The sequence below is a fragment of the Rhizobium ecuadorense genome (assembly GCF_001187535.1).
Classification (GTDB): domain Bacteria; phylum Pseudomonadota; class Alphaproteobacteria; order Rhizobiales; family Rhizobiaceae; genus Rhizobium; species Rhizobium ecuadorense.
In genome coordinates this window covers 1-237 of record NZ_LFIO01000642.1, presented here as the reverse complement: position 1 = coordinate 237, position 237 = coordinate 1, and the positions used below count along the sequence as shown (strand labels likewise).

The 237-nt window shown below is 59.9% G+C and carries 1 pseudogene; it reads right to left on the bottom strand.

The annotated features are described in order from the left end of the window. Positions 1–237 (bottom strand): annotated as a pseudogene (locus tag AF337_RS12690) (MFS transporter); the annotation flags it as partial.

Genomic DNA, 237 nt, shown 5'->3' with positions numbered 1-237 from the left:
CACGGCAATCGGCGTCATGACGAGCAGCGGAATGCACGTCCAATAGAGCAGCGTCTGGCCGATCTGTTCCGGACGAAGCCCGGCGACGGTCGCGAGATAGTTCGGGATCAAGCTCGTATTCGACAGACCGCTCATCAGGTAAAGCAGTGCGATCGAGAGGAGCAGCACGACGTTCCTTACCCCGATCGCCCCGATGCTCGCCCACGGATGTGCGACGAGAAGCTCGTTGACGAAGAA